Origin of the sequence: Streptomyces sp. NPDC002602, from assembly GCF_042889445.1 — a bacterium.
Taxonomy (GTDB): domain Bacteria; phylum Actinomycetota; class Actinomycetes; order Streptomycetales; family Streptomycetaceae; genus Streptomyces.
In genome coordinates this window covers 202,323-227,754 of sequence record NZ_JBIAQX010000005.1, presented here as the reverse complement: position 1 = coordinate 227,754, position 25,432 = coordinate 202,323, and the positions used below count along the sequence as shown (strand labels likewise).

26 protein-coding genes, 5 tRNA genes and 1 pseudogene are annotated in these 25,432 nt (G+C 73.1%); 21 read left to right on the top strand and 11 right to left on the bottom strand.

Annotation, left to right across the window (positions count from 1 at the left end; all coding sequences use genetic code 11):
• Positions 1-2: 2 nt before the first annotated feature.
• The gene (locus ACFYW3_RS17210; RefSeq protein WP_351763380.1) at positions 3-632 is read right to left on the bottom strand and encodes a lysophospholipid acyltransferase family protein; all 630 of its coding nucleotides are present in this window, start codon (positions 630-632) and stop codon (positions 3-5) included.
• A 309-nt stretch (positions 633-941) separates the two neighbouring features.
• Between ACFYW3_RS17210 and ACFYW3_RS17205 the strand changes: the two genes are divergently transcribed.
• The 3 genes from ACFYW3_RS17205 (at position 942) to ACFYW3_RS17195 (ending at position 3,289) form a co-directional block, all read left to right on the top strand.
• Entirely contained in the window at positions 942-2,102 is a 1,161-nt protein-coding gene (locus tag ACFYW3_RS17205) for a glycerophosphodiester phosphodiesterase (protein ID WP_389386667.1), read from the top strand.
• A gap of 121 nt (positions 2,103-2,223) precedes the next feature.
• Positions 2,224-2,745 carry a sigma-70 family RNA polymerase sigma factor gene (locus ACFYW3_RS17200; protein ID WP_389386666.1) on the top strand — a complete coding sequence of 174 codons (522 nt, stop codon included), beginning with the start codon at positions 2,224-2,226 and terminating at the stop codon, positions 2,743-2,745.
• Positions 2,746-2,782: 37 nt separating this feature from the next.
• The gene (locus ACFYW3_RS17195; protein WP_389386665.1) at positions 2,783-3,289 is read left to right on the top strand and encodes a GNAT family N-acetyltransferase; all 507 of its coding nucleotides are present in this window, start codon (positions 2,783-2,785) and stop codon (positions 3,287-3,289) included.
• A gap of 72 nt (positions 3,290-3,361) precedes the next feature.
• Here ACFYW3_RS17195 and ACFYW3_RS17190 read toward each other — a convergent pair whose 3' ends face one another.
• The gene (locus ACFYW3_RS17190) at positions 3,362-3,793 is read right to left on the bottom strand and encodes a hypothetical protein (protein ID WP_351760839.1); all 432 of its coding nucleotides are present in this window, start codon (positions 3,791-3,793) and stop codon (positions 3,362-3,364) included.
• Between the two features lies 1 nt (position 3,794).
• Complete coding sequence (locus ACFYW3_RS17185) at positions 3,795-4,163, bottom strand: hypothetical protein (protein WP_351760842.1); 369 nt, start codon at positions 4,161-4,163, stop codon at positions 3,795-3,797.
• A gap of 204 nt (positions 4,164-4,367) precedes the next feature.
• Between ACFYW3_RS17185 and ACFYW3_RS17180 the strand changes: the two genes are divergently transcribed.
• From ACFYW3_RS17180 to ACFYW3_RS17140, 9 genes are all read left to right on the top strand, one after another.
• Positions 4,368-4,565, top strand: a complete 198-nt coding sequence (locus ACFYW3_RS17180; RefSeq protein ID WP_389386664.1) for a hypothetical protein — start codon at positions 4,368-4,370, stop codon at positions 4,563-4,565.
• A gap of 378 nt (positions 4,566-4,943) precedes the next feature.
• The gene (locus tag ACFYW3_RS17175; RefSeq protein ID WP_351760845.1) at positions 4,944-6,011 is read left to right on the top strand and encodes an ATP-binding cassette domain-containing protein; all 1,068 of its coding nucleotides are present in this window, start codon (positions 4,944-4,946) and stop codon (positions 6,009-6,011) included.
• Entirely contained in the window at positions 6,008-6,676 is a 669-nt protein-coding gene (locus ACFYW3_RS17170; protein ID WP_351375401.1) for a methionine ABC transporter permease, read from the top strand. Before ACFYW3_RS17175 ends, ACFYW3_RS17170 begins: the two co-directional genes overlap by 4 nt.
• 111 nt (positions 6,677-6,787) lie before the next feature.
• On the top strand, positions 6,788-7,651 hold the full coding sequence (locus tag ACFYW3_RS17165) for a MetQ/NlpA family ABC transporter substrate-binding protein (protein WP_351760848.1): 864 nt from the start codon (positions 6,788-6,790) through the stop codon (positions 7,649-7,651).
• A 207-nt stretch (positions 7,652-7,858) separates the two neighbouring features.
• Positions 7,859-8,539, top strand: coding sequence for a GNAT family N-acetyltransferase (locus ACFYW3_RS17160; protein ID WP_351760917.1), 681 nt, complete (start codon positions 7,859-7,861; stop codon positions 8,537-8,539).
• A 61-nt stretch (positions 8,540-8,600) separates the two neighbouring features.
• Positions 8,601-9,818, top strand: coding sequence for a precorrin-6y C5,15-methyltransferase (decarboxylating) subunit CbiE (gene cbiE, locus ACFYW3_RS17155; protein ID WP_351760851.1), 1,218 nt, complete (start codon positions 8,601-8,603; stop codon positions 9,816-9,818).
• A 237-nt stretch (positions 9,819-10,055) separates the two neighbouring features.
• Positions 10,056-13,394, top strand: coding sequence for a nicotinate-nucleotide--dimethylbenzimidazole phosphoribosyltransferase (cobT, locus tag ACFYW3_RS17150; RefSeq protein ID WP_389386663.1), 3,339 nt, complete (start codon positions 10,056-10,058; stop codon positions 13,392-13,394).
• Between the two features lie 346 nt (positions 13,395-13,740).
• The gene (cobA, locus tag ACFYW3_RS17145) at positions 13,741-14,958 is read left to right on the top strand and encodes a uroporphyrinogen-III C-methyltransferase (protein WP_389386662.1); all 1,218 of its coding nucleotides are present in this window, start codon (positions 13,741-13,743) and stop codon (positions 14,956-14,958) included.
• 43 nt (positions 14,959-15,001) lie between these two features.
• Complete coding sequence (locus ACFYW3_RS17140) at positions 15,002-15,832, top strand: RNA methyltransferase (protein WP_351760859.1); 831 nt, start codon at positions 15,002-15,004, stop codon at positions 15,830-15,832.
• Positions 15,833-15,850: 18 nt separating this feature from the next.
• On the opposite strand, the pseudogene ACFYW3_RS17135 reads toward ACFYW3_RS17140, so the two are convergent.
• Positions 15,851-17,021, bottom strand: a pseudogene (locus tag ACFYW3_RS17135) (serine/threonine-protein kinase); the annotation flags it as partial.
• Positions 17,022-17,572: 551 nt separating this feature from the next.
• On the opposite strand from ACFYW3_RS17135, the gene ACFYW3_RS17130 reads away from it, so the two are divergent.
• The 4 genes from ACFYW3_RS17130 (at position 17,573) to ACFYW3_RS17115 (ending at position 19,791) form a co-directional block, all read left to right on the top strand.
• The gene (locus tag ACFYW3_RS17130; RefSeq protein WP_053684373.1) at positions 17,573-17,758 is read left to right on the top strand and encodes a hypothetical protein; all 186 of its coding nucleotides are present in this window, start codon (positions 17,573-17,575) and stop codon (positions 17,756-17,758) included.
• 360 nt (positions 17,759-18,118) lie between these two features.
• Complete coding sequence (locus ACFYW3_RS17125) at positions 18,119-18,415, top strand: hypothetical protein (protein WP_389386661.1); 297 nt, start codon at positions 18,119-18,121, stop codon at positions 18,413-18,415.
• Entirely contained in the window at positions 18,403-19,398 is a 996-nt protein-coding gene (locus tag ACFYW3_RS17120; RefSeq protein ID WP_351760864.1) for a phosphotransferase, read from the top strand. Before ACFYW3_RS17125 ends, ACFYW3_RS17120 begins: the two co-directional genes overlap by 13 nt.
• Positions 19,399-19,464: 66 nt before the next feature.
• Positions 19,465-19,791 (top strand): zf-TFIIB domain-containing protein, encoded by a 327-nt coding sequence (locus tag ACFYW3_RS17115; protein WP_351760867.1) that lies wholly within the window; start codon positions 19,465-19,467, stop codon positions 19,789-19,791.
• Positions 19,792-19,913: 122 nt separating this feature from the next.
• Here ACFYW3_RS17115 and ACFYW3_RS17110 read toward each other — a convergent pair.
• From ACFYW3_RS17110 to ACFYW3_RS17090, 5 genes are all read right to left on the bottom strand, one after another.
• Positions 19,914-19,988, bottom strand: a tRNA-Val gene (locus tag ACFYW3_RS17110).
• 50 nt (positions 19,989-20,038) lie between these two features.
• A tRNA-Val gene (locus tag ACFYW3_RS17105) sits at positions 20,039-20,110 on the bottom strand.
• Positions 20,111-20,129: 19 nt separating this feature from the next.
• Positions 20,130-20,201 (bottom strand) — tRNA-Val (locus ACFYW3_RS17100).
• A gap of 1 nt (position 20,202) precedes the next feature.
• Positions 20,203-20,276, bottom strand: a tRNA-Cys gene (locus ACFYW3_RS17095).
• A gap of 42 nt (positions 20,277-20,318) precedes the next feature.
• Positions 20,319-20,391 (bottom strand) — tRNA-Gly (locus ACFYW3_RS17090).
• A 180-nt stretch (positions 20,392-20,571) separates the two neighbouring features.
• Here ACFYW3_RS17090 and ACFYW3_RS17085 point away from each other — a divergent pair.
• The 3 genes from ACFYW3_RS17085 to ACFYW3_RS17075 all read left to right on the top strand — a co-directional run bounded on the left by ACFYW3_RS17085 (position 20,572) and on the right by ACFYW3_RS17075 (position 23,356).
• Positions 20,572-21,639, top strand: a complete 1,068-nt coding sequence (locus tag ACFYW3_RS17085) for a chorismate-binding protein (RefSeq protein WP_389386660.1) — start codon at positions 20,572-20,574, stop codon at positions 21,637-21,639.
• Positions 21,636-22,454 carry an aminodeoxychorismate lyase gene (locus ACFYW3_RS17080; protein ID WP_351760872.1) on the top strand — a complete coding sequence of 273 codons (819 nt, stop codon included), beginning with the start codon at positions 21,636-21,638 and terminating at the stop codon, positions 22,452-22,454. The genes ACFYW3_RS17085 and ACFYW3_RS17080 overlap by 4 nt, the downstream gene beginning before the upstream one ends.
• Positions 22,455-22,531: 77 nt before the next feature.
• Positions 22,532-23,356 carry a GNAT family N-acetyltransferase gene (locus ACFYW3_RS17075; protein WP_389386659.1) on the top strand — a complete coding sequence of 275 codons (825 nt, stop codon included), beginning with the start codon at positions 22,532-22,534 and terminating at the stop codon, positions 23,354-23,356.
• A gap of 12 nt (positions 23,357-23,368) precedes the next feature.
• Here ACFYW3_RS17075 and ACFYW3_RS17070 read toward each other — a convergent pair whose 3' ends face one another.
• Entirely contained in the window at positions 23,369-23,896 is a 528-nt protein-coding gene (locus ACFYW3_RS17070) for a DsbA family protein (RefSeq protein ID WP_389386658.1), read from the bottom strand.
• Positions 23,897-24,093: 197 nt separating this feature from the next.
• On the opposite strand from ACFYW3_RS17070, the gene ACFYW3_RS17065 reads away from it, so the two are divergent.
• Positions 24,094-24,543, top strand: coding sequence for a hypothetical protein (locus ACFYW3_RS17065; RefSeq protein ID WP_389386657.1), 450 nt, complete (start codon positions 24,094-24,096; stop codon positions 24,541-24,543).
• Between the two features lie 138 nt (positions 24,544-24,681).
• Positions 24,682-24,858 (top strand): hypothetical protein, encoded by a 177-nt coding sequence (locus tag ACFYW3_RS17060; protein WP_351760883.1) that lies wholly within the window; start codon positions 24,682-24,684, stop codon positions 24,856-24,858.
• On the opposite strand, the gene ACFYW3_RS17055 is transcribed toward ACFYW3_RS17060, so the two are convergent.
• The gene (locus ACFYW3_RS17055; RefSeq protein WP_351760886.1) at positions 24,799-25,419 is read right to left on the bottom strand and encodes a CGNR zinc finger domain-containing protein; all 621 of its coding nucleotides are present in this window, start codon (positions 25,417-25,419) and stop codon (positions 24,799-24,801) included. The genes ACFYW3_RS17060 and ACFYW3_RS17055 overlap by 60 nt on opposite strands.
• Positions 25,420-25,432: the final 13 nt, after the last annotated feature.

Here is a 25,432-nt window from a genome sequence, read left to right as displayed (position 1 = left end):
GATCAGGCGGCCTTCGCCTTGGTGGCGTACATGTCCACGTACTCCTGGCCGGACAGGCGCATGACCTCGGCCATCACCGAGTCGGTGACGGCGCGCAGGACGTAGCGGTCGCGGTCCATGCCCTCGTACCGGGAGAACTCCATCGGCTCGCCGAAGCGCAGGGTGACCCGCCCCGGGCGGGGCATGCCCTTGCCGCCGGGCTGGAGCTTGTCGGTGCCGATCATCGCGAACGGGACCACGGGCGCGCCCGTCATCAGGGTCAGACGGGCGATGCCGGTGCGACCGCGGTAGAGCCGGCCGTCGGGGGAGCGGGTGCCCTCGGGGTAGATGCCGAAGATCTTGCCCTCTTCGAGGATCCGGCGACCGGTCATCAGGGCCGCGACCCCGCCGTTGGCGCCGTCGCGGTCCACCGGGATCATGCCGGATCCGGTGAAGAACCAGGCCATCACGCGACCCTTGAGGCCCTTGCCCGTCACGTACTCGTCCTTGCCGATGAAGTGCACCGTCCGGTCGCACACCAGGGGAAGGATCATCGAGTCGATGAAGGTGAGGTGGTTGCCCGCGAGGATCACCGCACCGGTGCCCGGAATGTTCTCGATGCCCTCCACCTTGGTGCGGAACATCAGCCGCATGACGGGTCCGACGGTGGCCTTGATGAGCGCGGTACGGAACAACGTGAGCCCTCCGGCATCGAAACGCGGGTTTCGCACCACACAGTGGTAGTGCAGGTGAGGACGATACTCGCGGGTCATCACTGATCGCACATCGGGTTCACGTGTCGGATACGCAGTGTTGACGCGCGTTCGCGCCAAATTCGGCCAGTCGGCCCCTCCGGGCCATCGACCGCTGCCTACCATCGGCACGCCGATTCGGGCCGTCTGACACCGGGCCAACCGAGGCCCCGGGACCACCGGCCCTTGTCCGAACGGGGAGTGGCGGTCATGACGCAGGGTGGGACGGCGCGGCGCGCGGTACTGGGAGCGGCGGTCCTGGCGGCGGGAGGCGGACTCGTCGGACTCCAGGCGCCGACCGCGGCGGCGGCGACCGCGGGCACGGGGCGCGGCGGCTACCGGGACCTCCCCGTCCCGACGGTCATCGGCCACCGGGGCGCCTCGGGCTACCGGCCCGAGCACACCCTGGGCTCGTACCGGCTGGCCCTCGACCTGGGCGCCGACGTCATCGAGCAGGACCTCGTCCCCACCAAGGACGGCCACCTCGTGTGCCGTCACGAGAACGAGATCGGCGGCACCACCGACGTCGCCGACCACCCCGCCTTCGCGTCCCGGCGCGCCACCAAAACCGTCGACGGGGTCTCCGTCACGGGCTGGTTCACCGAGGACTTCACCCTCGCCGAACTGAAGACGCTGCGCGCCAAGGAACGCATCCCCGCCGTCCGCCGGCGCAACACCCTCTACGACGGCCGGTGGACCGTGCCCACCTTCGAGGAAGTACTGCGCTGGGCGGACCGCGAGGGCGAACGGCGCGGCAGGCGGATCTGGCTGCACGTCGAGACCAAGCACCCCACCTACTTCCGGGGGCTGGGCCTCGGCCTGGAGGAGCCGCTGGCCCGTCTGCTGCGCCGGTACGGCCGCGACGGCCGCGACGCGCCCCTCTTCCTCCAGTCGTTCGAACCGTCCAGCATCCGGCGGCTCGCCCGACTGGTCTCGGCGCCCCGCGTGGTGCTGCTGTCGGCCGCGAACACCCGCCCGTGGGACTTCGAGGTCGCCGGCGACCCGCGCACGGTCGCCGACCTGGTCACGCCCGAAGGTCTTAAGTGGATCGCTGGCTTCGCCCAGGGGATCGGCCCGACCCTCGACCTGATCGTGCCGCGCACCGCGGACGGCAGCCTCGGCACCCCCACCACACTGGTGCGCGACGCCCACGCGCGCGGACTGGTGCTGCACCCCTACACCGCGCGGAACGAGAACGGCTTCCTGCCGACCGAATACCGCAAGGGCACCGACCCGGCCGAGTACGGCGACGCCTTCGGCGCCTTCCGGAAGTACTTCGAACTGGGCATCGACGGGATCTTCACCGACAACCCGGACACCGGGCTGCTCGCGGCCGAGGACTTCCGCCCGGGCCGCGGCGGACAGCGGTAGCCCGGGCCCGCTCCCGAGGGAACTCCGGCCGAACGCGTCAACGGGCACGCGGAGTTTCTCGTACGAGTGTTCCGGGTCCGGTCCGGAAACCGCCGGGCGGGACCCCCGCGTCCCGCCCGGCATGGACCTGCTGAAGGACGCCGACCTCCTGAACGAACTGGGACCGCTGCTCTCCGCCGAGGCGGCCGCGGAGGCCCCGGCCGCCGGGGTGGACGCGGCCGACCTGGAACAAGCCGTCTGGGTGCGGCTGCTGGAGGGCGGACCCGCCCCGGAGCCCGCCGACCGCGCGAGCTGGCTGCGCCGGGCGGTGCGCGCCGAGGCGCGCGGGGCGCGCCGCCGGGCACGGCGCGAAGTCCCCTACAGGGCCCGCCCCGGCAGCGCCGGCGCCGAACCGGAGGACGCCGCCCTGCACGGGGAGGTCAACCGCGTCCTCCGATCGGCTGTCGCCCGGTTGCCCGGACGCTGTCCGGAACTCATAGGGGCACTTCTTTCGCCCAGGGATCTCACCTACCGTGAAATCGCAGGAGAGTTGGGTATCTCACAAGGAAGTTTGGGACCCGTACGTTCCCGTTGCCTGGGATGTCTGCGCAGAATGCTGGCTGCAGAGGTTGCGGCTCCTGACCTGCGGGGAAGGGAGCGATAGACCAACGGGCCACCAGGTGAGCGGGAGGCATGCGCACATGGGTATGAGTGTGACCATTTCGGCGGCGGCCGCCGAGGATGCGGAGCAGATCTTCAAGCTCCAATACCTGGCGTTCCAGAGCGAGGCCGAGCTGTACGGCAACTACCTCATCCAACCGCTCACCCAGTCGCTCGACTCCCTCAAGTCGGAGCTGGAGACGGACACCGTTCTGGTCGCCCGCCTCGGCGACGAGGTCGTCGGCACCGTCCGCGGCAATGTGGACGAGGACGGCACGGGCCGGATCGCCAAGCTCTGCGTCCACCCCCGCCTCCAGGGCCACGGCCTCGGCGCCCGCCTGCTGCGCGCGGTCGAGGCGGCGCTCACGGGCGACGGCGAGACCAGCCGCTTCCGGCTGCACACCGGCCACAAGAGCGAGGCCAACCTGCGGCTGTACCGCAAGGCGGGCTACACCCGGGTCGGCGACCGCACCGCCTCCGACGGCGTGCACCTGGTGATCCTGGAGAAGGACGCGAAGGACGCCTCGGACTTCGCCGTCAGCGCCTGACCTCCCGTCACCGCCGGTCGGCCGCCCCTCGCCCGGGTCGGTCGACCGTCACCGTCGGTCGGGGCCTTCCGCTCAGCCCTGTCGGCGCCGGCGCAGCCAGAGCATTCCGGTGATCGGCAGGATCACCGGGATGAACAGGTAGCCCATGCCGAAGTTCGACCACACGGTCGCGTCGGGGAAGGCATCCGGTTCCACCAGCGTCCAGGTGCCCACGACGAGTACGCCGGTCAGCTCGGCGGCGCAGCAGATCCGCGCCGCCTTGCGGGCCGTTTCCCCGCCGCGCACCAGTGAGTACGTGATGAAGGCGTAGACCAGCGCGGCCACCGCCGACAGGGCGTACGGCAGCGGGGCCCGGTCGAACTCGGTGGAGATTTGGTAGGCCGAACGCGAGACCGCGCCGACCGTGATCACCCCGTACAGCCAGACCAGCAGCAGGCCCGGCCCGGAGACCAGCCGCTCGCGCGCCCCGGTCGGCGGGGCCGCGGCGGAATCGGTGTCGGGCATGTCAGGCACCGGCGGTTCCCCAGATGTCGTAGAGGCGTACTTCGAGCACGGCCAGGACGACCGCGCCCGCGGCCACCGTCACCGAACCCCACTTGGTCCGCTCGGTGAGCGAGAGCATCCCGGCGGCCGGGACCGCCGCGAAGGCGCCCAGCAGGTAGGCCACGAAGATCACCGTGCCCTCGTCGGCCTTCTCGCCCCGACCCAACAGCACCAGGCCGATCACCAGCTGGGCCAGGACCAGCACGGTCACCACGGCCATGCCGATGAAGTGCCAGTCCTTGGTCGGCTGGTCCCGCAGTGCGGCGTGACCGCACCAGGCGGCGAGGGCGAGTGCGGCCACACCGATGGCGACCGTCAGGGCGTCGAGCATGCAGCGAGGGTATTACGGGCCGAAAGACCCGATGCGCTCACCCCTCGGCGCGGGCCTTCCCGGAGGGCGCGAAGCCCGGAGACGCGCACGACAACACCCGCAGGCGCCTGCGTCACACCCGCGGGTGCCTGCGTCACGCGCGTCGACGCCCCGCTGTTCGACAACGACGGGGCCCCGGTCCCGTCCATGGAATCGGCCCGCCGCGTGGGTTTCGAGCCGGCCCCGCCGCCGGCCCGGCCCGGCCCCGCCGCCGGTCGGGCGGCCGGCATGCGGATCGTGGCCTTGACCACAACGCACACCACCGCGGAGCTCGCTGCGGACATGGTCGTGCGGGGCCTCTCGGCCGTGTCGGCGCAGGTCGAGGCCGCCGGTGTGACGATCCGGACGGCCGGCCGGGACTGATCGACGCTGTCCGGAATGTGGTCGATATTCGTCCGCTATTCGGACGGCATTGATCGGTCACGTGACAGGTCTGCTTTACTGGGGCCATGACCACGACGAGCAGCCGCACCCTTGCGACCGAGGCGACCACGACGCCCGGTGCTCGTTGTATGTGTCGAATGCGCGCCTTCTGAGGGCCCCCTCCCAGCAGTCTCGCGCCCCGAAGCGAGACCGGCCGAGCCCCGTCCGGCACCACCGTGTGACACCCGGAACGCTCCTGCCCCGCGCACGCGCCGCCATCGCCGATTCGTGATGGTTCGTCCCGTGACGCGCCCCCTGATGTTTGCCCCGTGCACGGCACACCGCACCGCCGTGCACTCGACAGCGACGGAATTCCCTGTGATCACCACATCGGGCCTCACGAAGGTCTACCAGTCCCGTGACCGCGAGGTCACCGCCCTGGACGGCGTCGATCTCCACGTCCGCGAGGGCGAGGTCTACGGAGTCATCGGCCAGAGCGGCGCCGGCAAGTCCTCCCTCATCCGCTGCGTGAACCTGCTGGAGCGCCCCACCGCCGGCACCGTCACCGTCGACGGCGTGGACCTCACCGCCCTCGCCGGCCGCGGCCGGCGAGCCGGCAAGGAACTCCGCGAGGCCCGCAGCCGCATCGGCATGGTGTTCCAGCACTTCAACCTGCTGTCCTCGCGCACCGTGCAGGCCAACATCGAGCTGCCCCTGGAGATCCTCGGGATCTCCGGCCGCGAGCGCTCGCGCAAGGCCGTCGAGCTCCTCGACCTCGTGGGCCTCGCCGACAAGGCCAAGGCCTACCCCGCCCAGCTCTCCGGCGGCCAGAAGCAGCGCGTCGGCATCGCCCGCGCCCTGGCCGGCGACCCCAAGGTGCTGCTCTCGGACGAGGCCACCAGCGCCCTGGACCCCGAGACCACCCGCTCGATCCTGCAACTGCTGCGCGACCTCAACCGGCAGCTCGGCCTGACCGTCCTCCTGATCACCCACGAGATGGACGTGGTCAAGGCCGTCTGCGACTCCGCCGCGCTCATGAAGAACGGCCGGGTCATCGAGTCCGGCACCGTCTCGGAACTGCTGGCGACCCCCGGCTCCGAGCTGGCCACCGAGCTGTTCCCGGTCAGCGGCGCCGCCACCGGCCCCGACCGCACGGTCGTCGACGTCACCTTCCACGGCGAGGCGGCGACCCGCCCGGTCATCTCCCAGCTCTCGCGGACCTACAACATCGACATATCGATCCTCGGTGCCGCGATGGACACCGTCGGCGGCAAGCAGATCGGCCGCATGCGGATCGAGCTGCCCGGCCGCTACGAGGACAACGTGGTCCCCGTGGGCTTCCTCCGGGAGCAGGGCCTCCAGATCGAGGTGGTCGACGAGGTCGAGGACGTACAGACCGCGGTGAACACGATCACCGACGCACTGGTCAAGGAAGGTGCCAAGTGACCTGGTCCGAAATGCAGCCCCTGCTCACCCAGGGCACGTACGACACCCTCTACATGGTCCTGTGGTCCACCCTGGTGACCGTCGTAGGCGGCCTGCCCATCGGCATCCTCCTCGTCCTCACCGACAAGGGCGGCCTGTTGCGCAACCAGCCGCTGAACAAGGTCCTCGGCGTGATCGTGAACATCGGCCGCTCGCTGCCGTTCATCATCCTGCTGATCTTCCTGATCCCGGTCACCACGGCGGTCGTCGGCACCTTCATCGGCCCCACCGCCATGATCGTCCCGCTCGCCATCGGTGCCATCCCCTTCTTCGCGCGGCTCGTCGAGACGGCCGTCCGCGAGGTGGACCACGGCCTCGTCGAGGCCGTCGAGTCCATGGGCGGCGGCGTACCGACCCTGGTCGGCAAGGTCCTGCTGCCCCAGGCCCTGCCCTCCCTGATCGCCGGCGTCACCACCACCGTGATCACCCTCGTCGGCTACTCCGCCATGGCGGGCGCCGTCGGCGGCGAGGGGCTCGGCTCCAAGGCCATCACGTACGGCTTCCAGCGGTTCGAGACCGGCTTCATGGTCGCCACCGTCGTGGTCCTGATCGCCCTCGTCACCGTGATCCAGCTGATCGGCGACGGCGCCGTACGCCTCCTCGCCCGCCGCGGCCGCACGGCCTGACCCCCCCCAGACCCCCCACCCCCAGAGAGCCCGCACTTGTCGTGCTTGGGCCACCACCCCGCAAGAACCGCGCGCGATCCGCGCCCTTGCAAGCAATGAAAGGCACTCTTCGTGCGTAAGAACATCAAGCTCACCGCTTTCGCCGCCGCGTCCGCCGCGCTCGCCCTCGGCCTCACCGCCTGCGGCAGCTCCTCGGACCCGTCCTCCGCCAAGACCGACGGCGGCAAGGCGGACGAGAGCAAGGCGCTGGTCATCGCCGCGTCCCCGAGCCCGCACGCCGACATCCTGAACTTCGTCAAGGACAAGCTGGCGGCCAAGGACGGCCTCAAGCTGGAGGTGAAGGAGTTCACGGACTACGTCCTGCCCAACACCGCCACCGAGCAGGGCCAGGTCGACGGCAACTTCTTCCAGCACAAGCCGTACCTCGACGACTTCAACAAGAAGAACGGCACGCACATCGTGCCCGTCGTGAACGTGCACCTGGAGCCCCTCGGCCTCTACTCCAAGAAGATCAAGGCCATCGGTGACATCAAGGCCGGCCAGACCATCGCCGTCCCCAACGACACCACCAACGAGGGCCGCGCGCTCCAACTGCTCGCCACCAACAACCTGATCACCCTCAAGGAGGGTGTCGGCACCAGCGCCAAGCTGTCCGACATCACCGACAAGAAGGGCCTGGAGTTCAAGGAGCTGGAGGCCGCCACGGTCCCGCGCGCCCTGAACGACGTGGACGCCGCCGTCATCAACGGCAACTACGCCATCGAGGCCAACCTGGCGCCCGCCAAGGACGCGCTGGTCCTGGAGAAGCCCGAGGGCAACCCCTACGCCAACTTCCTCGCCGTCAAGGACGGGAACCAGAACGACCCGCGCGTCCAGAAGCTCGCCAAGCTCCTGAACTCCGACGAGGTCAAGAAGTTCATCGAGGAGAAGTACCAGGGCTCGGTCGTCTCCGCCTTCGGCGCCCCGAAGGCCTGACCCACAGCGGTACTTCGGCCCCGCACGCCCCCGCCGGCGTGCGGGGCCGCGCGCTGCCCGCTTCCGGGCAACCCGGCCCTGCACAACCCGCGGCCGATGCTGCATGCTGTGGCCTACGACCCGCACAAACGGTCCCGCAACACGGTCGCACTGCCCCACGGCGCACTGCACCACGGTCGCACCACGGTCTCAGGCATGGAGCTGCGCATGACTACCACCTTCCCGGACGTCACCATCAGCACGGACCGGCTGGTGCTGCGCCCCTTCGAGGTGGAGGACGTCACCGCACTCGCCGAGATGATGAACGACGAGCACGTCACCGCCTGGACCAGCGCCCCGCAGCCCTACACCCATGCCGACGCGCACCGTTGGGCCACCCGCGACTCCCACGCCGAACGCACCGAGGGCCGCGGGATCGTCCTGGCCGTCACCGAGTTCCTCACCCACCGCCTCGTCGGCTTCGTCCGCCTGATGAACACCGACTGGCGGACCCTCACCACCGAGGTCGGCTACGTCACCGCCCCCTGGGCCCGGGGCGAGGGCTACGCGAGCGAATCCGTGCTCGCCGTCGCCCAATGGCTCTTCCGCGACCGGGGGTTCGAACGCCTCGAACTGCGCACGGCCGCCGACAACGCCGCCTCCCAGCAGGTCGCCCAGAAGATCGGCTGCATCAGCGAGGGCGTCCTGCGCAACGCCTGCATAGTGCGCACCCAGACCGGCGCCGGAGGCTGGACCGGGACCCGCAGCGACCTCATCGTCTGGGGCCTGGTCCCCGAGGACCTCGACGACGGCGAGGGCTACGACGGCTACCCCGGCCACGGGGACCAGTACGCGTTCGGGCGGCGCGCCGACGCGAGCGGATACCCCGTCGGGGCCGACTGGAACTGACCCGATGACCAGGTAGTCTCACCGTGCCCGCCCCCCGACACATCCCAGGAGACTGACGACGATGGCCGACCGGGTCACGGTGATCGGCTGGGACGGTTCGCCCTTGACCGCGGCCGCCCGGTCCGCGCTCTCCGCCGCCACCCTCGTGGCCGGCGCGGCCCACCACCTCGCGCTCCCCGAGGTCCCCCCGGGCGCGGAACGCATCCGCCTCGGCAGCCTCGGCCTCGCCGCCCGCCGGATCGCAGGCCACCGCGGCACCGCCGTGGTCCTGGCCGACGGCGACCCCGGCTTCTTCGGAGTCGTACGCACCCTGCGCGCCCCCGAACACGGCCTCGAAGTCGAGGTGGTCCCCGCCGTCTCGGCCGTGGCCGCCGCCTTCGCCCGCGCCGGAATGCCCTGGGACGACGCCCAGGTCGTCGTGGCCCACCCCCGCACCCTGCGCCGCGCCGTCAACGTCTGCCGCGCCCACGGCAAGGTCGCCGTCCTCACCTCACCCGGAGCGGGCCCCGCCGAACTGGCCCTGCTGCTCGGCGGAGTCCACCGGACCTTCGTCATCTGCGAGGAACTCGGCACCGAACGGGAACGGGTCACCGTCCTCACCTCCGACCGGGTCGCCGACCACACCTGGCGCGACCCCAACGTCGTCATCGTCATCGGCGGCGCCGCCCAGGCCGGCGGCGCGGCCGACCCCGGCTGGCTCCTCGGCCAGGGCGTCCCCTCCGGAGGCGACCGGGGCTGGGCCCGACCGCAAGCCGACACCGGAGAGGGCGAGTCCGCCCTGCTGCGGGCCGCCCAGCTCGCCCGACTCGGGCCGCGCCCCGGCGACCTCGTCTGGGACATCGGCACCGGCTCCGGCACCCTCGCCCTGGACGCCGCCGCGTTCGGGGCCGCCGTCATCGCCGTCGACGCGGACCCGCACGCCTGCGCCCGCCTCGTCACCGCCGCACGCGGCCGGGGCACACAGCTCCAGATCGTGAACGGCCGCGCGCCCCACGTCCTCGAAGACCTTCCCGAACCCGACGTCGTCCGGGTCGGCGGAGGCGGAGCCGAGGTCGTCGCCGCCGTCGCGGACCGGCGCCCCGAGCGGATCGTCAGCCACGCCTCGACCCGCGACGAGGCCGAGGCCATCGGCCGCACCCTCACCGAACACGGGTACGCCGTCGAGTGCGCGCTGCTCCAGTCCGTCGGCCTCGACACCCGCTCCTGGACCGAACGGCAGCGCTCCGTCGTCTTCCTGCTGGCCGCCGAACGTCCGGCGAACCGCCCGGACAGGACCTGAGGAAGGGGCCGGGGTAGGCTGACCGATCGGCTGTACCGCCCGCGGACCGCGCGACGTGGCGCAGTCCACAACGGACCGCGGTGATTTCCGGCCGACACGGCGGCCGGCTGGCGCGACAATGCTCAGTGGTTGTCGTGCGTACGGGCGAGACGCGAACGCGACGCACGGCGGCCCCGCTCGTTGGTCACGTGGGCGTCGGGCGATCGAAAAGGCAACACCGATGGGCGAGGGGTACGCATGACTGACACCGGCCAGGTTCCGGGCGAGGGCCACCCGGACAACGCGGGCATGGTGGATCAGCAGAGCATCCCCGCCCCGGTCCCGCCGCAGATCCCGGCGGGCTACGCCTTCCAGGACCTCGTGGACAATCCGGCCGAGCCGGAGGACGAGGAACTGCTGCTGATGCCGAGCGGCCAGGGCGCGTGGAGCGATCCGCAACTGGTCCCGCCGCCGGCGTTCCCGATCGAGTCGGCCCCCGCGTACGACGAGTACGCGCAGCAGTCCGCGGCCCCGACCGGCCCGTACGCCGACTCCACGGCGGCCCCGCTGTACGCCGAGCCCGCCGCCGCACCCCGGTTCCCCGAGCCGGCGGCGCCCGCGCACACCGAGCCCGCGCCCGTCTACACCGAGGCCGCCGCCGCGCCCGCGTACGCCGAGCCCGCGCACCCGGGCTTCCCCGACGCCGGACAGCCCGAGCCCTTCTACAGCGCCGGCGCCCACGAGGCCGGTGGCCGGGACTCCGGTTCGCTCGACCTCGGCGGCCTCCTGATCCCGTCGCCGGCCGCGCCGCCCGTCCCCCCGGCTCCCGCGACCCCCTCCCGGCGCCCCCTGCACATGGGCCCGCCCGTCCCCGAGGCCGGCGGACTCGTACGCTCCCTCGCCGACCGGGGCCCGGCCGCCCCGCCGCAGACCCCCGTGACGCCGATGCCGGTCCGCCAGGCCGGACCGCCGACCACGGGCCCCGAGTACCTGGACATCCCGCGCGCCGAGGACGCCCCCGCCGCGCCGGAGCCGGGCGAGATCCCGCTGCAGGCCGGCGCCCCGTGGGCCGCGGAGCCGGTGCTCCCGGCCCCCGAGGCGGAGTCCGCCGTCGCCGCCCCGGCGGAGTCCGACCCCGAGACCCCGGCGGAGACCGCGCTGCCCGCCGAGTCCGAACCGGCCGTCGCCGAGCGGACCGACCCCGAGCCGGTCACCGCGAACGAGCCCGAGCCCGTCGTCGTCCCGGAGCCGGCGGCCGAGGCCGTCGACCCCGCCGAGCCGGCCGAGCCCGCCGAGGTCCCCGCACCCGTCCACGTCCTGGAGGCCCCGGCGCCCGCGGAGGCCGCCACGGCCCCCGCACCGCAGCCCGAGGCCGCCCCGGAACCGGCGGTCGCGGTCGAGCCCCAGCCCGTGGTGATGGAGGCCGTGCCCGAGATCCCGCAGCCCGTCGAGACCGCGCCGGCCGAGCCCGAGGCACCCGCGGCCGTCGAGGCGCCGGCCGAGCCGCTGCCCGCCGAAGCCGTGGAAACCGCCGAAGCCGCGGCGGCGCCCGCCGAGCCCCAGGCCGCGGAGGCGGTCGAGCTCCCGGCCGAGCCCGCCGAAGCCGTCACGCCCGAGGCGCCGGCCCAGCCCGAGGCCCCCGTGGCCCCGGAGGCGCCGGTCGCGCCCGAGGCGCCGAGCGAGCCCGCGCAGCCCGAGGCTCCCGCCGAACCCGCCGAATCCGCCGCCCCCGCCGAACAGCCGGAGCCGGACGCGGCCGGACACCCCGTCGAGCCCGAGCACCCCGCCGCGGTCGCGCCCGACGAGAGTCCGGAGGCCCCCGAGGCCGTCGAACCCGTCGAGTCCGGGGCCCTCGAGCCCCGCGCCGCCGCCCCCGCCGGCTACGACGAGGCCGAGCGCGACGCCATCCAGCGGGTCATGCGCGAACGCCGCGACATCCGCAAGGGCTTCCGCTCCGACCCGATCCCGCACGAGGTGCTGCTGCGCGTCCTGGAGGCGGCCCACACCGCCCCCAGCGTCGGTCACTCCCAGCCCTGGGACTTCGTCGTCATCCGGTCCGCCGAGACCCGCCGGACCATGCACGAACTCGCCCAGCGCCAGCGCGAGGCCTACGCCAAGTCCCTCCCCAAGGGCCGGGCGAAGCAGTTCAAGGAACTCAAGATCGAGGCCATCCTCGACACCCCGGTGAACATCGTCGTCACCGCCGACCCGACCCGCGGCGGCCGCCACACCCTGGGCCGCCACACGCAGCCGCAGATGGCCCCGTACTCCTCGGCCCTCGCCGTCGAGAACCTCTGGCTCGCCGCCCGCGCCGAGGGCATCGGCGTCGGCTGGGTCAGCTTCTTCGACGAGCGCGAGATGGTCCGCGAACTGGGCCTGCCCGAGCACCTGGAGGTCGTCGCCTACCTGTGCGTCGGGTACGTCGACGAGTTCCCCGAGGAGCCCGAGCTGGCACAGGCCGGCTGGTCCCAGCGCCGGCCGCTGGCCTGGGTCGTCCACGAGGAGACGTACGGGCGCCGCGCGCTGCCCGGCGCGGAACCGCACGACCTGCTCTCCGAGACGGTCGCCGGCATCCGCCCGCTCGACGCGAAGGCGCTCGGCGAGGCCTGGGAGCGACAGAAGCGCATGACCAAGCCCGCCGGGGCCCTGGGCATGCTCGAAATCATCTCCGCGCAACTCGCCGGCCTGTCGCGGGTCTGCCCGCCCCCGATCCCGGAGCCCGCGGCCGTCGCGATCTTCGCCGGCGACCACGGCGTGCACGCCCAGGGCGTGACCCCCTGGCCGCAGGAGGTCACCACCCAGATGGTGGCCAACTTCCTCGGCGGCGGAGCGGTCTGCAACGCCTTCGCCAACCAGGTGGGCGCCGAGGTCTGCGTCATCGACGTCGGTGTCGCCGGGGACCTCCCCGCCACTCCCGGGCTCCTGCCGCGCAAGGTGCGGCCGGGCACCGCCGACCTGTCCGTCGGCCCCGCGATGACCCGCGAAGAGGCCATCGCCGCCATCGAGGTCGGCATCGAGACCGCCCGCGACCTGGTGGCCGCGGGCAACAAGGCCCTGCTCACCGGCGAGATGGGCATCGCGAACACCACGGTGTCGGCGGCGCTGATCTCCGTCTTCACCGGCGTGGACCCCGGCGAGGTCACCGGACGCGGCACCGGCATCAACGACGAGACGCACGCCCGCAAGGTCGAGGTCGTACGGCGCGCCCTGGAACTCCACCAGCCCGACCCGGCCGACCCGATCGGCGTCCTGGCGGCCATCGGCGGCCTGGAGCACGCGGCGATCGTCGGACTCCTGCTCGGCGGGGCCTCGCTCCGTACGCCGGTCATCCTGGACGGCGTGAGCGCCGGCGCGGCCGCCCTGGTCGCCCGGGCCATCGCCCCGGAGGCCCTGTCGGCGTGCATCGCGGGCCACCGCAGCGCGGAGCCGGGCCACGTGGCAGCCCTGAACAAGCTGGGCCTGCGCCCCCTGGTCGACCTGGACCTCCGTCTCGGCGAGGGCACGGGCGCCCTGCTGGCCCTGCCCCTGGTGCAGAGCGCGGCCCGCGCGATGCACGAGGTCGCCACGTTCGACTCGGCGGGCGTCACCGAGAAGTAGCCGGCCCCGGCCGGGGAGCGGCCCGCCTCGGCCCCGACGCCCCGCCCGGGGCGCCGGGGCCGGTCCGCCCCCGGCCCGGTCCGCCCCCGGCCCGGTCCGCCCCCGGCCCGGTCCGCCCCCGGCCCGGTCCGCCCCCGGCCCGGTCCGCCCCCGGCCCGGTCCGCCCCCGCCGGGCCCACCCGGGCGGTTCCGATGCGACCCCGCCCCGCGGGCCCGGGCACCGGCCCCCGGAAGGACCGGTCGGCGACCGGGTCGTATCGTGGACCCGGGCACACCACACCCCGCCCCACCAGCCGCTTCAGCGCCGCAGCGGCCCTCACCCCGCCGCATCAGGAGCCGCACCGCCATGGCACATCCCGCCTACCCCGTAGGACTCCGCCTGGCCGGCCGCCGCGTCGTCGTCATCGGCGGTGGCCAAGTCGCCCAGCGACGCCTGCCCGCGCTCATCGCGGCCGGGGCCGACGTCCTGCTCATCTCCCCGTCCGCCACGCCCTCCGTGGACGCCATGGCGGAGACGGGCGAGATCCGCTGGGAGCGTCGCCGCTACCAGGACGGCGACCTCGCCGGCGCCTGGTACGCCCTGATCGCCACCCAGAACCGCGAGGACAACGAGCGGGCCTCCGCCGAGGCCGAGCGCGAACGCGTCTGGTGCGTGCGCGCCGACGACGCCTCCGCGGCCACCGCCTGGACCCCGGCCACCGGCCGCGTCGAGGGCGTCACCGTCGCCGTGCTGACCGGCAACGACCCCCGCCGCTCCGCCTCCGTCCGCGACGCGATCGTGGAGGGCCTGCGCGAGGGCACCCTGGCCGCCCCCGGCCACCGACACCGGTCCGCCCCCGGCGTGGCCCTCGTCGGTGGCGGTCCCGGCGACCCCGACCTGATCACCGTGCGCGGCCGCCGGCTCCTCGCCGAGGCCGACGTGGTCATCGCCGACCGGCTCGGCCCCCGCGACCTGCTCGACGAACTCCCGCCGCACGTCGAGGTCATCGACGCCGCGAAGATCCCGTACGGCCGCTTCATGGCCCAGGAGGCCATCAACAACGCCCTGGTCGAGCACGCCAAGGCCGGCAAGGCCGTGGTCCGGCTCAAGGGCGGGGACCCGTACGTCTTCGGCCGCGGCATGGAGGAACTCCAGGCCCTCGCGGAGGCCGGCATCCCCTGCACCGTCGTGCCGGGCATCTCCAGCTCCATCTCCGTCCCGGGCGCGGCCGGCATCCCGGTCACCCACCGCGGCGTGGCACACGAGTTCACCGTCGTCAGCGGCCACGTCGGCCCCGACGACCCGCGCTCGCTCGTGGACTGGGCCTCCCTCGCCAAGCTCACCGGAACCCTGGTGATCCTCATGGGCGTCGACAAGATCGGCCTGATCGCCGAGGCCCTGATCCGCCACGGCCGCCCCTCCGACACCCCCGTCGCGGTCGTCCAGGAGGGCACCACCGCCGCCCAACGCCGGGTCGACGCCACCCTCGCCACGGTCGGGGAGACGGTGCGCGCCGAGGAGATCCGCCCGCCCGCGGTCATCGTGATCGGCGCGGTCGTCGCGGTTCACACCCCCAGCGCCTGACCGGGCCGTTGGCACCACACCCAGGACAAGGCAGTATCACCCTGTGGCAGATCTCCTCACCGTCGAAGACCCCGACGACCCCCGCCTGCGCGACTACACGGGCCTGACCGACGTCGAACTGAGACGTCGACGAGAACCCGCCGAAGGCCTCTTCATCGCCGAGGGCGAGAAGGTCATCAGACGGGCCAAGGACGCCGGTTACGAGATGCGTTCGATGCTGTTGTCCGCCAAGTGGGTCGACGTCATGCGCGACGTCATCGACGAACTCCCGGCCCCCGTCTACGCGGTCACCCCCGAGCTCGCCGAACGCGTCACCGGCTACCACGTGCACCGCGGCGCCCTCGCCTCGATGCAGCGCAAGCCGCTGCCGACCGCCGAGGAACTGCTCGCGCGGGAGTCGACGGGGCAGCGGATCGGCGTGTTCGAGGGATTCGTCGACCACGCCAACCTGGGCGCCGCGTTCCGCAGCGCCGCCGCCCTCGGCATCAGCGCCATACTGCTCTCCCCGGACTGCGCGGACCCGCTGTACCGGCGCGCCATCAAGGTCTCGATGGGCTCGGTCTTCTCGGTGCCGTACGCGCGCCTGGACCAGTGGCCCGCCGACCTGGAGAAGGTCCGCGAAGCGGGCTACCGGATCCTCGCCATGACGCCGAGCGAGAAGGCCACCCCGTTGGACCAGGTGCCGCCGGAGCGGTTCGCGCGCTCCGCGATCATGCTCGGTTCCGAGGGACACGGCCTGTCCACGTACGCCCTGCGGGCCGCCGACGAGTGGGTACGCATCCCCATGGCCGAGGGCATCGACTCGCTCAACGTGGCGGCGGCCTCCGCCGTCGCCTTCTACGCGACCCGCCCGCCCGTGTCCCCGCAGGCGTAGCGCCCGGGGTTCCGCCGGGCCGGCGCCCCGCGGGACCCCGCTACAGCTTCTGCGCGGCGGCGATCCCCAGCGCCACGACCAGCGTCACCACGATGAACACGATGAGCCGCTGCCGCATCAGCCTCGGGTCCGGCCGCGACGGCCGCCGACCCGTCCCGGTCGTCCGCGGCGCCGGCCGGCCGCCCGTACGGCCCGCCGTGGAGCCCGGGTTGCGGGGGGACGAGGGCCGCGAGTGCGGTCCGCCGTGCGGCCCCGTCGCCCGGGGGATCGTGTTGCCGCCCGTACGCTCGGTCCGCTGGTCGACGTACTCCTCGGCGGGCGAGCGCTCCGTACGGCGCTGCACGGGCGGCCGGGCCTCGCCCAGCCCCTGCGCCTCGCGCGCCGCGATCTCCTTCAGCCGCATCGACAGCTGGAGGGTGCTCGGCCGCTCCTCGGGATCCTTGGCCAGGCAGGCCCGCACGAGCGGCGCGAGCGCGTCCGGAACACCCTGGAGGTGGGGTTCCTCGTGCACCACCCGGTACAACATGACCTCGGAACTGCCGTGCCCGAAGGGCGAGTCGGCGGTCGCCGCGTAGGCGAGGGTGGCGCCGAGGGAGAACACGTCGGTCGCGGGGGTGACGGCCGCCCCGCGCACCTGCTCGGGCGCGAGGAAACCGGGGGAGCCGACGGCGGTGCCCACATGGGTGAGGGTGCTCGCCCCGGTGGCCCACGCGATCCCGAAGTCGATGATCCGCGGCCCCTTGGGGGACAGAAGAATGTTCGAGGGCTTGAGGTCGCGGTGGACGACACCGGCCTCGTGCACGGCGACCAGGCCCTCCGACAGCGCGGCGCCGATCGCGGCGATCTGCGCGGCCGTGAGCGGGCCCTCCTCGGCCACCTTGTCGTGCAGCGAGGGTCCCGGAACGTACTGGGTCGCGAACCAGGGCCGCTCGGCCTCCAGGTCGGCGGCGACCAGCCGCGCCGTGCACCCGCCCCGGATCCGCCGCGCGGCGGACACCTCGCGGGCGAAACGGGAGCGGAACTCCTGGTCCTCGGCCAGATCCGGCCGGATGACCTTGAGCGCGACACGCTGCCCACGCCGGTCGGATCCCAGGTAGACCACGCCCATGCCGCCGGCGCCGAGGCGCCGGTGCAGCCTGAACGAACCGACGACACGCGGGTCCTCGCGCCGGAGCCGCATCATCGCCATGTCCACCCCGCCGCCCGGTCGTCCTGCTGACGTGCCACAGCTTACGGACCATCCGCCATCGGCGCTCAGAGGCCGCGCCCTCGTCGGGAGATTCGATTGTCAGTGCGGGGCAAGCCACTTGAGGGTTGTTCAGACGAATCGTCGGCGCTTCGTCCCACCGTTCGACGGAAGCCCAAACGGCCGTACGCGCAAGGGGATTGGCCCCGAACCGGGCGGATCCGGCAGCCGTGCCGGAGCGGATCTCGCACGGAGTCGCCGCCGGCTTGATCCACATCGCGCGGGAGGACACACGTGTGCGGGGAGTGACGGAAGTGAGCGAAGTCACTACCCTCCGGTCATCCCCTCCGGGATGACCCTCACAGTGGGTGGCCGATCTCCACCCAGGGGAGTAGGCGGGGGGTGACCCCGTCATCCTCCTGGAGGCCTGCCAATGGGTACGGAGGCATGAGGCCAGGCGCCCGCCGGCCGCCTAGTGTTGAAGACAAGCGGCGGGTGGCGCACTCGTCCCCCGAGGTCACAAGCCCGCCGCTGCCAACGACAGGGAGAGGGCCATGGCGGACATCGCACGGCAGGGACGCAAGGCATTCGCGTTCAACGGCCATGAGTCCGGCAAGCGGCACCCGCTGGTGGCCGCCGCCATGGTCCTCCCCCTGGCCGCCGTCCTGCTCTTCGTCTTCGGAGGATTTGACCAGGTGGCGGCACAGGCGTCGTCCGTGGGCGCGATGCTGGGGCGCTGAGCGGCGCCCCGGGTCCGGGAGAGCGGCCCGGGCCGGGACATCGGCCTGTCGAACCCCGTGGGGACGGGGGCGCGACGGACGGCAGGTGAAGGGTGTTGCCCGTACGGCTGGGGAGTCGGACGGGCAGCACCCTTTTTCACGGGCCTTTCCATGTGACGCCACGCGAGGTGACGCCACGTGCCCGACACCACGTGCCCGACACCACGTGCCCGACACCACGCGACTTTCACGCGACCGGCCCCGCCGACGAGCGGGACACGGAACCGCTCCGGACGCCCACACCCGCACCCGAGTCCGTAACCTCCTCCTGGGACCGCGGTCGCGCCCGGCGGCGGCGGGGCGACACCGGAGCCGGCCACCATGACCCAGGACGACACCACCTGGCGCCTGATGCGCGAGGACGTGCTGCTCGGCACGATCACCGTCGAGGACACCGACTTCCCCTGGATGTACGGCCGCTTCACCGCCGAGCCCGCCTTCGCCGAGGTGAAGCCGTGGTTCGACGCCGTCCGGGAGACGATGGCCGCCGAGGTCTACGGCGAACGGTTCGACGCCGCGTACGCCCCCATCGCACGGACGCTGACCCTCGTCTCCCCCTCGGGGCCGGTGGCCGACTTCCTGCTCCACATCGACGGGACGACCGCATGGTTCCGCTGAACGACCGGCCGGCGGGCCTGCCCGCGGCCCTCGCCGCGTACGCCTCCACCGTCTGGCCCGACACCCCGCCCCACCCGTACGTCCTCCTCGCCGATCGGGACGACGGCACCGTCGTGCGCTGCGGCGCCGCCGTGGTCAAGGCGCACGCCGAGGACACCGACCGGGGCGGCCTCGCCGTACGGATGCGGATCGCGGGGGAGCGGGCGCTGGCCGAGGTGTTGCTGCCGCCGCTGTCCGTGGAGGCCGGCCACGTCCTTCGACGCCCCGTCTCGCTGTGGCCGTACGGAGCCCCGGTGGATCCCGCGCGCCCCGAGGACGCCCCGTGGGAGGAGGTCGCCCGACTCCTGGCGGCCCTCCACCGCGTCCCCGTGCACACGCTCCCCGGACCGGTTCCGCCGATGCGCGGCCCGGCCAAGGTCGCCCGCGCCCTGAACCGCCTCGCCCAGGCCCTGCCCGAAGCCGCGCCGCGGGTTCCCCGGGGCCTCCCGTGCCCCGTCGACGCCCGGGCCGTGTGGAACGCCGCGCGGACCCTGCCCGGGTGGGCGCGCGGGGAGGGGGAGCCGCCCCGCGGCGGGGTCCTGTGCCACGGGGACCTTCACCTCGGGCAACTGGTGCGCTGCCCGGCCCCGGACGGCGCCTGGCGGCTCATCGACGTGGACGACCTCGGGGTCGGCGTCCCCGCCTGGGACCTGGCCCGCCCCGCGGCCTGGTACGCCGCCGGCCTGCTCGCCCCGGAGGACTGGTTGTGTTTCCTCGACGCCTACCGGGCCGCCGGCGGGCCCGCCGCCGGCGCCCCCGGCACCGACCCCTGGCCGGAACTCGACGTCGTCGCCCGGGCCCTGACCGTGCAGACCGCCGCCCTCGCCCTGGCCAAGGCGGCGGCCGGGAACCGGGACCTCGACGAGGGGGAGCGGCTGATGGTGGACTCCTGTGCCCGAATTTCCGCCCTCCCGCCCGAGTTGGAGCCGCAGCCTCCGTCGTAGGGTGAGCCCCACGCCACCGGGGCACCCCTCCGGTGGCGACGTACACGGCGAGGAGTTGATCCGGTCATGCAGTGTCCGAAGTGTCACGCGATGATGCACACCTACAACCGCAACGGCGTCCAGATCGAGCAGTGCAGCGGCTGCCGCGGCATCTTCCTCGACTACGGCGAGCTGGAGGCGCTGACCCGCCTGGAGTCCCAGTACACCTCCCAGCAGTACGGCCAGGTCCCGCCGCCCGCCGCGCCGCCCGCCCCCTACCCGGCGGCCCAGCACGGAGCCCCCGCACCGGCGCCGGCCTGGGGCGCCCCGCAGCAGCACGGCGGCTACGGCCACGGCCATGGTCACGGCAAGCACCACCGCGGCGGCTTCGGCCGGATGCTGTTCTCCTCCTGACGCCGCGCGCCGAGTCCGGGGCCCGGTACGCACACGGGCCCCGACCGGCCGCCGACCCGACGGGCGCACCCGCCGGGACAACGCGAAAGCCCCGACCGTCGAGACGGTCGGGGCTTGGCGGATGGTGCGCGATACTGGGATTGAACCAGTGACCTCTTCCGTGTCAGGGAAGCGCTCTCCCGCTGAGCTAATCGCGCGGGAACGGCTTGATGGCCGCAGGTGAAGCACGTGTTGCGATGATACTGCGTGCGCGATACTGGGATTGAACCAGTGACCTCTTCCGTGTCAGGGAAGCGCTCTCCCGCTGAGCTAATCGCGCGGGGATCCTTGCGGATCAGTGGACGATACTGGGATTGAACCAGTGACCTCTTCCGTGTCAGGGAAGCGCTCTCCCGCTGAGCTAATCGTCCTTGGAGGTGGAGACGGGATTTGAACCCGTGTAGACGGCTTTGCAGGCCGTTGCCTCGCCTCTCGGCCACTCCACCATGGAGTCGCAGGGGTTCTCGGGAAGATGATCCCCCACTTCGAGCGGACGACGAGACTCGAACTCGCGACATCCACCTTGGCAAGGTGGTGCTCTACCAACTGAGCTACGTCCGCAGGTCACCGTGTTCGCTCCGGGGTGTTGCCCCTTCGCTCCCTGGCGACGTGTTGAACTCTAGCGGATTCCCGGGCCAGCTCAAAAACGCGTTTCCGCAGCGTGCTGCCGGTCGATCACCGCCGGTCACCCGGACGTCACCGCACCGGCGGGATCCCGTCACCGGTCATAGACTCGCAGCCGTGCACGACCTGCCCCCCCTGGCCCGCTTCGGCGGCCGCCTCGCGACCGATCTCCGCGATGTCACCAGCGACCCCTGCGCCCTCGACTCCACCGGCTTCTGGGCCGTGGCCGCCGATTTCGAGGGGCGACTGGTCTGCGCGCGGTTCGGCGACGTACGCCCCGACCCCGTCCCCGCGCCGGTGCCCGGCGCCTGGCGAGGTCCCGCCGCCGACGGCTGGGTCTCCTCGCTCGACCGCGCCGCGTACGTGGCCGGCGTCCGGCGCGTGCGCGAGTACATCGCCAAGGGCGAGGTCTACCAGGCGAACCTGTGCCGGGTGATGTCGGCGCCGCTGCCCGACGCGGCCACCGCCGACGTCGACGCCCTCACCGCGCTGCTCGCGCGCGGTAATCCGGCGCCCTACGCAGGAACGATTCGGCTGCCGGCGCGCGGCGTCGAGATCGCGACCGCCTCGCCCGAGCTGTACCTGCGCCGCAGCGGCCGGCACGTGGAGTCGGGCCCCATCAAGGGCACCGGCCGGACGGTGGCCGACCTGCTCCCCAAGGACCACGCCGAGAACGTGATGATCGTGGACCTCGTGCGCAACGACCTGGGCCGCGTCTGCGCCACCGGCTCCATCGCCGTCCCCGCCCTGTGCGAGGTCGAGGAGCATCCCGGGCTGGTCCACCTCGTGTCCACCGTCAGCGGTGAACTCGCCGAGGGCGCGGGCTGGGCGGAGCTGCTCGGGGCGACCTTCCCGCCCGGCTCGGTGACCGGCGCCCCCAAATCCTCCGCGCTGCGGATCATCGAAGAGCTGGAGACCGCCCCGCGCGGCCCCTACTGTGGCGGCATCGGGTGGGTCGACGCCGATCAGGGCACCGCCGAGCTCGCCGTCGGCATCCGGACCTTCTGGATCGACCGCGCGGCAGCGGGCGGACCCCGCCTGTGCTTCGGCACCGGCGCGGGGATCACCTGGGGGTCCGACCCGGACCGGGAATGGGCGGAAACGGAATTGAAGGCCGCCCGGCTGCTCGGCGTCGCCTCCGGCACGCCCGAGAAGCACGGGCTGAGCGCGGGGAGCGTGCGGTGAAGATCTGGCTCGGCGGCACAGTGCGGGACGTGGACGATGCGAAGGTGTCGGTGCTGGACCACGGGCTGACCGTGGGGGACGGCGTCTTCGAGACGCTCCGGGCGAGCGAGGGACAACCCTTCGCGCTCACCCGCCACCTGGACCGACTGACCCGCTCGGCGCGCGGCCTCGGCCTGCCCGACCCCGACCTCGACGAGGTGCGCCGCGCCTGCGCCGAGGTGCTGAAGTCCAACCCGATGCCGCTCGGCCGGCTGCGGATCACCTACACCGGCGGGGTGTCCCCGCTCGGATCCGATCGCGGCGAGGCGGGTCCCACCCTGATCGTGGCGGTCGGCCCGACGACCCGCCGCCCGGACACCACCGCCGTGATCACCGTGCCGTGGGTGCGCAACGAGCGCTCGGCCGTGACCGGGCTGAAGACCACCTCGTACGCCGAGAACGTGGTGGCGCTCGCCCGCGCGCACGCGGCCGGGGCCAGTGAGGCGCTGTTCGGCAACACCGTCGGGCGGCTCTGCGAGGGCACCGGCTCCAACGTCTTCGTGGTCCTCGACGGACAGGCGCACACCCCGCCGGTCTCCTCGGGTTGCCTCGCGGGCATCACCCGGGAGCTGACCGTGCGGTGGATCGGCGCCAAGGAGACCGATCTGCCCCTCGACGCCCTGGAGTACGCCGAGGAGGTCTTCCTGACCTCGACCCTGCGCGACGTTCAGGCCGTCCACCGGATCGACGGACGAGACCTCGCCGCCCCCGGGCCGGTCACCGCCCGCGCGATGCGGATCTTCGACGAGCAGGCGGGCGAGGACCTCGATCCGTGACCCCCGCCCGCGCCGGCGCGTGGCCCCCTCGGGGACGGGCACTGTCGCGGAGGCCGCCCGGCGGGTAGAACTCGACGATGACCACCACCCTGCGGCCGAGCGGGCCGCTTCAGCAGAGCGACGGCGGCGCGCGCTCGCGCCCGTACGAGATCCGCGTCAACAGCAGGCGCGTCGGCGCGCTGACGATCGCCACGGACCCCTCCTTCGGACCCGCCGTCGGTCAGATCCGCGACCTCGCCGTCGACGAGCCCGACCGCCGGCGGGGTCGGGCCACGGTCGCGGCGCTCGCCGCGGAGGAAGTGCTGCGGGGCTGGGGCTGCCGTCGGGTCCGCGTCTCGGCGCCCGTCGAATCGGCGGGCGGGCAGCGGTTGGCGGAGATCCTCGGGTACGTCGAGTACGGCCGCAACATGGTCAAGGAACTCCCCGCCGAGCCGCCCGCCGCGCGTGAGGGGGTGACGGGCCGGCCCATGACGCCGGCCGAGTACGAGGAGTGGGAGGCCCTCGCCCGCGCGAGTTACGCCGCGCTCTGGGTCGAGCGCGGCATGTCCCCGCAGGCCGCGGCCGCCAAGGCGGAGGCCGACCACGACACCAACCTGCCCCGGGGACTGGCCAGTCCGGGAGTCTCGCTGTCCGTCCTGGAGGCGGGCGACGCCACCGTCGGGACGCTGTGGGTCGCGCGGCTCGACGGTGGCGCGTACGTCTTCGACGTCGAGGTGGCCGAAGAGCACCGCGGGCGCGGTCACGGCCGGGACCTGATGCTGCTCGCCGAGCGTGTCGCCCTCGCCGACGGCCAACGGACCCTGGGGCTCCACGTCTTCACCACCAACACCCCGGCCCGACGGCTCTACGAGTCCCTCGGCTACCGCACGACCCGTCTCAACCTCGCCAAGGACCTGATCTGAGCCGGAGCTCGGTCAGACGGCCAGCAGGCGGTCGGCGATCTCCTCGATGCGGGCGCGCAGCCCGTCCTGGCTCTTGCCGCCGTCGAGGCGTTCGCCACCGATCACGTACGTCGGGGTGCCGGTCACGCCGATCGCCTTGCCCTCGGCCTGGTCGGCGTCGACGATCAGGATGTGCCGCCCGTCGACCAGGGCGGTGTCGAACTCCTCGACATCCAGGCCGAGTTCGCGTGCCACGTCCAGCAGGACGGGCTCGCCGACCCGGGTGAGTTCCGCGGTGCGGGCCAGTACGGCCTCCACGTACGGCCAGCCCTGGCCCTGCTCCACGGCCTCCTCGGCGGCCTGCGCGGCGGCGAAGGAGTGCTTGTGCTTCTCCAGCGGGAAATGGCGCAGCACGATGTCCAGCCGGTCGCCGTAACGGGCCCGCAGGGCGCGCACGTCGTCCAGGGCGGCGTGGCAGTCCGGGCACTGGAGCTCGCACCACACCTCCAGGACGACGGAGGCGGTGGCGGAGGTGGCGGCGGGGGCGTGGGAATCGGTCATGGGGACAGTCTCCCAGCAGGGTCCGGACCTCCGAGCACCCCCACCCACCGGTACCCGGGGAGGAGGCGCGACCCGGAGATGTCCCGGAGATCGGCGCGGGATCCGTTCCGGGCGTGGCCGTGGCGGTGCCGCCCGGTGCAGGATGGATAGGGACAGAACGCCCAAGCCTGACTCACAGCCCTGCCCTGGAGGACAGCATGCTTGCCGAGACCATATGTTCCGCGGTGTCCGCGGCGGGCCTGGGCTTGGCCGCGGTGACGGCCTACCGCAAGCGCTTCCTGGCCGCCACCCGGATCGCCGCCTACTCGCTGGTCCCGGTGGCCCTGGTGCTGACGGGCGTCGTGGAGTGGGTGTCCGGGATGGTCTTCAAGCCGTCCGTCTGGATCGGCTTCGGGCTCCTGGGCCTGTCCTGGCTGCTCTTCATGACCACCCGCGCCGTCGAACGCCGTGCGCTCGCCAAGGGCGGGAAGCCGCCGAAGGAGCCCAGGGCCGCCAAGGGGCGGCAGGCGCCCGAGGCCGTCGCCCCGAACGCCTCCGCACCCTCCCTCGGCGCCGGTGCGCCCCGACCCGCCGCGGGCCGGGCCCCGGCGGCGCCCGCGGACGACTTCTCCGACATCGAGGCGATCCTCAAGAAGCACGGCATCTGATCCGGTCGGGCCCCCCCGGGGCCGGCCCCGGGGGTGAGGACGGGGCGTGTACGAACGGACGGGAACTGACGAACTCCCGCGTGTTCGTTGGCGTGTTGATCGCCGGATCGGGTCGCGCTGCGCGATCATCGCCCCGACATGCTCGACACATCGCAGGGTGAGCCGCAGGCTCCCGCCCCCGTCGCCGAGGCCCCCGTCGCCGAAGAAGGACGCGGTTGTCTCTACGCGCTCTCCCAGCCGCCCCTGATGATCTTCCTAGGGGTGATCGGAACGCTGCTGCTGCTCGCCGCCGTGCACGACCTCTTCCTGCTCTGAGCCGTGCGCGTCCGCTTCCTTTCGGCGCGCCCGGTACGCGGCCACGTGCAACCGGTTCCCGCAGGTCCGGCTGTCGCAGTAGCGACGCGAACGGTTCCGGGACAGGTCCACGAAGGCGCGCCGACAGTCGGGGGCCTCGCAGCGGCGAAGCCGCTCCTGTTCCCCGGAGACCACGATGAAGGCCAGCGCCATGCCGCCGTCCGCGGCCAGGTGGTCACCCAGCGAGGCGCCCGGCGCGAAGTAGTGCACGTGCCAGTCGTAGCCGTCGTGGTCGGTCAGGCGGGGGGTGGTGCCCGCCGTGGCCACCAGTTCGTTGATCTGCGTGGCGGCCGCGCGTGAGGTCGGTGCCGCGAACACCTGGGCGAACTTCCCGCGTACCGTGCGCACCCCGGACAGGTCGCGGGCGCCGAGCTCGCCGACGTCGCTGATCGCGTACTCGCGGACGAATCCGCGCAGTGCGCCCAGGTCCGACAGCCCGTCCGTGCGGCCGGGCTCGGCCGCGGTGTTCACCAGCGCGACGACGACGTCGAGCGCGCGACGGGTGTCGTGGGGGATCTGCACGAGGTCTCCCTGG